This window comes from Sphingopyxis sp. (assembly GCF_016463645.1).
GTDB lineage: Bacteria > Pseudomonadota > Alphaproteobacteria > Sphingomonadales > Sphingomonadaceae > Sphingopyxis.
Genome location: NZ_JAEMQX010000165.1, coordinates 1 through 6,750, shown reverse-complemented (window position 1 = coordinate 6,750; position 6,750 = coordinate 1). Strand labels below are relative to the sequence as shown.

The following is a 6,750-nucleotide window of genomic DNA, read 5'->3' as shown; positions in this document are numbered from 1 at the left end:
CGCCCGCCATCATGCCGAGCCCGAAGCTGCCGACCGCGAAGGGCATCATATAGCCGTGGCTGAGCACGCCCGAGACGAGCGTGATCAGCGCAAAGCCGATCGCGACGATCAGCCCGATCTCGTGGAACAGGTGGTTTTCGAGAAATACCCCGCCGACCGAGGCGATCGAGGCGAAGAAGATCGTCGTCGCGAGACAATGGACGAGGCAGAGGCCCGACAGGCCCATCGCGAGCTGATCGCCGCTGAGCGATGTCAGCGGCCGCGAATCGCGCGCAGCCCGAACGAGCGCGCCGAAGCGCGTCAGGACAGGGACAGTGCTGGCGACGTGCGTCACCCGATTCTCCGTTCAACGACTATGGCCCCTGATATGGCATAACATGACAAAGGTTACAACATCACATGCGCGAATCTTTTTGACTTGGCCCGAGGGCAGGATCAGTCCGATTCGCATGAAAATCCGGTGGGGAGGGTGTGCATGAGCCTGTTGTCGGCGCCGCTGAAATTGCCGTGCGGGGCGATCCTGCCGAACCGGATCGCAAAGGCGGCGATGACGGAGGGGATGGCGACCCCCGACGGCCGGCCGACACCCGAACTCGACCGGCTCTATGGCCTGTGGTCCGATGGCGGCGCGGGGCTGCTCATCGGCGGCAATCTGGTGATCGACCGCGACCATCTCGAACGCCCGGGCAATGTCGTGATCGACCGGACGCCCGACACCGACATGATGGCACGGCTGGCGCGCTGGGCCGCGGCCGGGACGCGCGGCGGCAATCATTTCTGGCCGCAGATCAGCCATAGCGGGCGGCAGACGCCCGCGATCGTCAACCGACATCCCAAATCGGCGTCGGACGTCCGGCTCGGGCTTCCCGGCGGGCAGTTCGGACAGCCCGAACCGCTGACTGGCGAGGAGATCGCCGGGCTGGTCGAACGCTGGGCGGTGGCGGCGAAGGCGTGCCGCGATGCCGGCTTTACCGGGGTACAGGTGCACGCGGCGCACGGCTATCTCATGTCGCAATTCCTGAGCCCGCTGTCGAACCGGCGCACCGACGACCATGGCGGCAGCCTTGAAAACCGGGCGCGCTTGCTGCTCGACGTGATCGCGGCGATCCGCGCCGCGACGGGGCCCGCGTTCGCGATCTCGGTCAAGCTCAACAGCGCCGACTTCCAGAAGGGCGGCTTCGCCTTCGAGGACAGCCTGACGGTCGCGGGTTGGCTGGAGGCGGCGGGCGTCGACCTGATCGAGATTTCGGGCGGCACCTATGAACAGCCCAGACTGCTCGGGATCGAAGGCATGGAGGAAAGCGCGGCGCAGAATGTCGCGCCCTCGACGATTGCGCGCGAGGCCTATTTCGTCGACTTCGCCCTCGCGATGCAGGCACGCCTCTCGGTGCCGCTGATGGTAACCGGCGGTTTCCGGACGCGCGCCGCAATGGAGCAGACGCTTGAGCGTGGCGCGGCGGACGTGATCGGGCTCGGCCGCCCGATGTGCCTGATGACCGACGCGCCGAAGCAATTGCTCGCGGGTGCCGGGACCCTGCCGCGTTATGAGGACGGGCTGGGGCTCGTTCCGCGCTGGCTGGGCTTTCTGAAACGCTTCCGGATCGTCAGGGCGCTCGACGGCTTTGCCGGCATCTACTGGTTCTACCAGCAGCTCTGGCTGCTCGGTCACAAGGGACGCGCCGACAAGCGCCTGAGCGTTTTTTCGGCCTTCCGCACGCTCGAGGCGCGCAACAAGGCCATCATGAAGGCGCGGGGTTAGCGGGTCGCTTCTTCCGCGCGCAGTGCCTTGCGGTCGAGCTTGCCGATCATCGTCTTGGGCAGGTTCAGTCGCACCTCGACCGCGTTCACCCGCTCGTGCTTGCCGAGCTGGGGATTGAGCCATGCCGCGAGCGCCTCGCCGCTGACGTTGAAACCGTCTTCGAGCGTGACGAAGGCCTTGGGCGCCTCGCCGCGATAGGCGTCGGGAACGCCGAGCACGATCGCTTCCTTGACCGCGGGATGCTCGTGGAGATGCGCCTCGATCACGCTGGGATAGACCTTGAAGCCGCCGACCGCGATCATGTCCTTCAGCCGGTCGACGATACGGATATAGCCGCCCTCCTCGACCACCGCGACGTCGCCGGTGCGCAGCCAGCCGTCGTCGGTGAAGCTGTCCCGGTCCGCGTCGGGGCGGTTCCAGTAACCCTGCATGATCTGCGGTCCCCGGACCGCGAGTTCGCCGGGCTCGCCGCCCTGCGCGTCTTTCGACGGATCTTCCTTGTCGAGCAGGCGGATATGCGTCGCGGGGATCGGCTGACCGATCGTGCCGGGCCGGACCGGGCCGTCATAGGGATTGGTCGCGACGACGCCCGAGCTTTCGGTGAGGCCATAGCCTTCGACGAGCGATGCGCCGGTGGCGGCGACGAATTTCTCGCGCAGTTCGGCGGGCATCGGCGCGCCGCCCGAGATGCAGACGCGCAAGCTCGAGAAGTCGGTCTTTGCGAGGTCGGGATGGTCGAGCAGTGCCCGGTACATCGTCGGCACGCCGGGCAGCGCCGTCGTCTTCGTCCGCGTGATCGCCTCGAGCGCCTGTTTCGCGTCGAAGCGCGGCAGCATCGTGATCGTGCCGCCGTTCAGCACAGTGCGGTTGAGCACGCAGGTGTTCGCGAAGACGTGGAAGAACGGGAGCACGCCGAGAATGCGGTCCTCGGCATCATGATCGGGGTCGATCGCATTCACCTGCCGCGCATTGGCGGTGAGGTTCTGGTGCGTCAGCTTCGCGCCCTTTGGCGTGCCCGTGGTGCCGCCGGTGTACTGGATCAGCGCGATATCCTTTTCGGGATCGATCGCGACGGGATCGGGACGGCCGTCGTTTTCGGCGAGCGCCGAAAAGCGGATGACGCGCGGGTCTTCGGGAAGCGGCGCGACTTCGGTCCGCTTGAACAGGCGGTAGAGCACCGATTTCGCGGCCGGCAATCCGCCCGCGACCGACCCGACGACGAGCTGCTTGAGGCTCGACCCGTCGAGAACCCTGAGCGCGGTCGGCAGCAGCGCGGCGGCGCTGATCGTGAACAGCATCTCGGTGCCCGAATCCTCGACCTGCGCTTCCAGTTCGGCGACGGTATAGAGCGGCGAGAAATTGACCACCGTCGCGCCGGCGGCGAGCGCGCCATAATAGGCCGCGACATAGTGCGGGACGTTGGGGAGGAAGAGGCCGACGCGGCTGCCCTTGCCGATCCCGCGTTGCTGCAATCCGCGCGCGACGCGTGCGGCGCCGCGGGCGACCTCGGCATAGCCGAACTGGCGTCCCATGAAATCGAGCATCGGCGCATCGCCGCGGCGGGCGACGCTGGCGGCGAGCATGTCGGGCAGCGACAGCGGGGCGAAGGCCTGATCCCAGTCGGTGGGGTGATTATAGCCGGTCGACCAGGAAAAGTGGCTGTCCATGGGGGGCTGGAATCCTCTCGAATGTTGTTCGGCTTCCTGACACTAGGGTCAGTAAGCGCCTATCGCAACCGGGCTCGCTTGCCGGGCGCCTTTCGTGACGCTAGGCAGCGCATATCGTTATCGCCAGGGGTTTTGCCATGCAGCAGCTGTCATCGCGTGTCGCCGCGCCGCTCGTCCTTTTCGCCTGCGCTGTCGCGGTCCCGGCGTCCGCCAGGGACAAGCTGCCGACGGGCGTTCCGACACAGATCAAGGAGCTTTACGCGTGCCGCGACATCGCCGATCCCACGGCGCGCCTCGCCTGCTTCGATCGCGAGGTCGGCGAGCTGTCGGCGGCCGACCAGGCGCGCGAAATCACCTTCACCGACCGTGAGACCGCGAAGAAGGCGCGGCGCGGGCTGTTCGGATTTTCCTTTCCGAAGCTCGGCGGAATTTTCGGCGGCGACGAGGACGAGGTCAAGGAGATCGAAACGACGATCCGCTCGGTGAGCATGGACCGGTCGGGCAAATATACGCTGGCGATGGATGACGACGCGGTGTGGGTGCAGATCGACACGACGAAGCTGCCGCGCCAGCCGAAACCGGGGCAGAAGGTGAAGATCAAGGTCGCGACGATGGGCAGCTATTTCGCGACGATCGATGGCGGCCGGACGATCCGCATGAAGCGCGACCGCTGATCGCCAGCGCGCGATCGGTACCATGACTTCGCAATGACGACCGGCGACGCGATCCCGCTTCCGGGGCCGGACTGTGCGCCCTTTGTGCTCCTCGACGATGCGCGCGCCGAGGGCGCGGCGCCGGCGCGGCTGTTCGTCCGCCCGGTCGAGGTGCTGACGGCCCGGTCGCCGGCCGACGTGCCGGCGCTGTTCGCGGCGCTCGAAGCGGCCGCGGCGCGCGGACTCCATGCTGCCGGATATCTGACCTATGAAGCGGGGATGGGATTGGCGCCGGCATGGCGCGGCGCGATCGACGCCGACGCGAGTGAAGCGCCGGTGGGCTGGTTCGGGCTGTTCGAGCGTGTCGAAAGGATCGACGCCGACAGGGTGGCGGACCTGCTCCCCGATCCGGCATCGGCGTGGGTCGGCAAGGTCGCGCCGCGCGTGGCGCGTGCCGACTATATCGCCGCGGTCGAGGCGGTGCTGGAGCTGATCCGCGCCGGCGACATCTATCAGGCGAATTTCACCTTTCGCGCCGACGTGCCCGTGATCGGCAACCCGCTCGCGGTGCATGCGCGGCTGCGACGGACCGCGCAGGCGGGCTATGGCGGGGTGGTCTGGACGGGCGACCGGACGATCGTGTCGCACTCGCCCGAGCTGTTCTTCGCGCTGCGCGGACGGCAGGTGATGGCGCGCCCGATGAAGGGGACCGCGGCGCGTCTCGCCGATCGCGAAGCCGACGCTGCGCGCACGCGCGGCCTTGCCGAAGACCCGAAGCAACGCGCCGAAAATCTGATGATAGTCGACCTCATCCGCAACGACCTGTCGCGCGTCGCGGTGCCTGGGTCGGTTGCGGTGCCCGACCTGTTTCGCGTCGAAAGCTTTCCGACGATTCACCAGCTCGTGTCCGACGTCAGCGCGCGGTTGCCCGAGGGTGCCGGCGCGGTGGACGTGCTGCGCGCGGCCTTTCCGTGCGGCTCGATCACCGGCGCGCCCAAGGTGCGCGCGATGGAAATCATCGACGAACTGGAGACGGACGTGCGCGGGCTCTACACCGGGTCGATCGGCTTTATCGAGGCGGGGGGCGACGCGGCGTTCAATGTCGCGATCCGGACTTTGGTGTTACCGCAAAGCGGCTTGCAGGACGGGGTCCCATACGCCACGCTGGGATTGGGGTCCGGAATCGTCGCCGACAGCGTGCCGGCCGAAGAATGGCGCGAATGTCTGGCCAAGGGGGAATTTGTGGGCGCAGCGGGCGAAAGCTTCGACCTGATTGAAACGATGCTGTTCGACCCGGTCGAGGGCGTCCAGCGGCTCGAGGGGCATCTCGCGCGAATGAAGGCCAGCGCCGCGGCGCTGGACTTTATCTTCGACCGCCATGGCGCGCGCAACAGCCTGCAGTCGGCGACCTTCCGCCTGCGCAGCGCCGCGCGCGTGCGGATGCGGCTTGCGCCGTCGGGCGCGCTCGCGATCGAGGTGTCGCCGTTGCCGCGGCTTGCCGAACTGCCGGTGCCCGTCGCGGTACGCCCAGCGCCGATGGCGGCGGGTGATTTTCGCATCGTCCACAAGACCAGCCTCCGCGCCGCCTATGATGCCGCACGGCACGAAAGCGGCGCGGCCGAGGTCGTGTTCGTCGACGAGCCCGGCTTCGTCACCGAAGGGAGCTGGAGCAATGTCTTCGTCGAACGCGATGGCCAGCTGCTCACCCCGCCGCTCGCGCTCGGGCTGCTGCCGGGGGTGCTGCGTGCCGAGCTGATCGAGAAGGGACGCGCGGTCGAATCGCATCTGCGGATCGCCGATCTGGAGAGCGGATTCTTCATCGGCAACAGCCTGCGTGGACTAGTGCCGGCGCGGCTCGCGGACGGCGCGGCATCCCCGATTAGGATGACCTGAGGTCCGCATAGGTAAATTATCAAGCTGCGCGCTTGCGAATATCGGTCAGAGGCTTTAGGCGCGGCCGCGCGCAATTTCCTGTCCTTTTGCAGCCCGACCGCGCAAGCCACGGAAGATATCGTCATGTCGCTGAAGCCCCATGTCTCCGCCGCCCTCAACCGTATCCAGCCGTCGGCGACGCTCGCGATGACCGCGCGCGTGACGGCGCTGAAAGCGGCGGGCGTCGACGTCATCGGCCTCAGCGCGGGCGAGCCCGATTTCGACACCCCTGATTTCGTCAAGGAGGCGGCGATCGAGGCGATCCGCAACGGACAGACCAAATATACGCTTGTCGACGGCACGGTGGCGCTCAAGGAAGCGATCCGCGGCAAGTTTCGCCGTGACAACGGGCTCGACTACGGGCTCGATCAGATCTCGGTGAACGTCGGCGGCAAGCACACCCTGTTCAACGCGCTGGTCGCGACGGTCGACAAGGGCGACGAGGTGATCATCCCCGCGCCCTATTGGGTGAGCTACCCCGACATCGTCGCCTTTGCGGGCGGCACACCGGTGATCATCGAGGGAACCGCCGCGCAGAACTACAAGATCACGCCGGCGCAGCTCGACGCCGCGATCACGGCGAAGACGCGCTGGGTGATGTTCAACTCGCCGTCGAACCCGTCGGGCGCCGCCTATTCGGGCGAGGAACTCGACGCGCTCGGCGAAGTCATCCGCCGTCACCCGCATGTGATGGTGATGACCGACGATATGTACGAGCATGTCTGGTACGCCGATTTCG

6 protein-coding genes are annotated in these 6,750 nt (G+C 67.1%); 4 read left to right on the top strand and 2 right to left on the bottom strand.

Annotation, left to right across the window (positions count from 1 at the left end):
- Nucleotides 1-334, bottom strand: a 334-nt coding sequence (locus JHC57_RS20165) for a MerC domain-containing protein (protein WP_294032384.1), incomplete at its 3' end; no start/stop codon positions are given.
- A 141-nt stretch (nucleotides 335-475) separates the two neighbouring features.
- Between JHC57_RS20165 and JHC57_RS20160 the strand changes: the two genes are divergently transcribed.
- The gene (locus JHC57_RS20160) at nucleotides 476-1,759 is read left to right on the top strand and encodes an NADH:flavin oxidoreductase/NADH oxidase family protein (RefSeq protein ID WP_294032383.1); all 1,284 of its coding nucleotides are present in this window, start codon (nucleotides 476-478) and stop codon (nucleotides 1,757-1,759) included.
- Here JHC57_RS20160 and JHC57_RS20155 read toward each other — a convergent pair.
- Entirely contained in the window at nucleotides 1,756-3,426 is a 1,671-nt protein-coding gene (locus tag JHC57_RS20155; protein ID WP_294032382.1) for an AMP-binding protein, read from the bottom strand. The two genes, JHC57_RS20160 and JHC57_RS20155, sit on opposite strands and share 4 nt — an antisense overlap.
- Before the next feature lie 137 nt (nucleotides 3,427-3,563).
- Here JHC57_RS20155 and JHC57_RS20150 point away from each other — a divergent pair, with 137 nt between their 5' ends.
- The 3 genes from JHC57_RS20150 to JHC57_RS20140 all read left to right on the top strand — a co-directional run.
- Nucleotides 3,564-4,100 (top strand): hypothetical protein, encoded by a 537-nt coding sequence (locus JHC57_RS20150; RefSeq protein ID WP_294032381.1) that lies wholly within the window; start codon nucleotides 3,564-3,566, stop codon nucleotides 4,098-4,100.
- Between the two features lie 33 nt (nucleotides 4,101-4,133).
- Entirely contained in the window at nucleotides 4,134-5,972 is a 1,839-nt protein-coding gene (gene pabB, locus JHC57_RS20145; RefSeq protein WP_294032380.1) for an aminodeoxychorismate synthase component I, read from the top strand.
- Between the two features lie 123 nt (nucleotides 5,973-6,095).
- On the top strand, nucleotides 6,096-6,750 hold a 655-nt coding region (locus JHC57_RS20140; RefSeq protein ID WP_294032379.1), incomplete at its 3' end, for an aminotransferase class I/II-fold pyridoxal phosphate-dependent enzyme.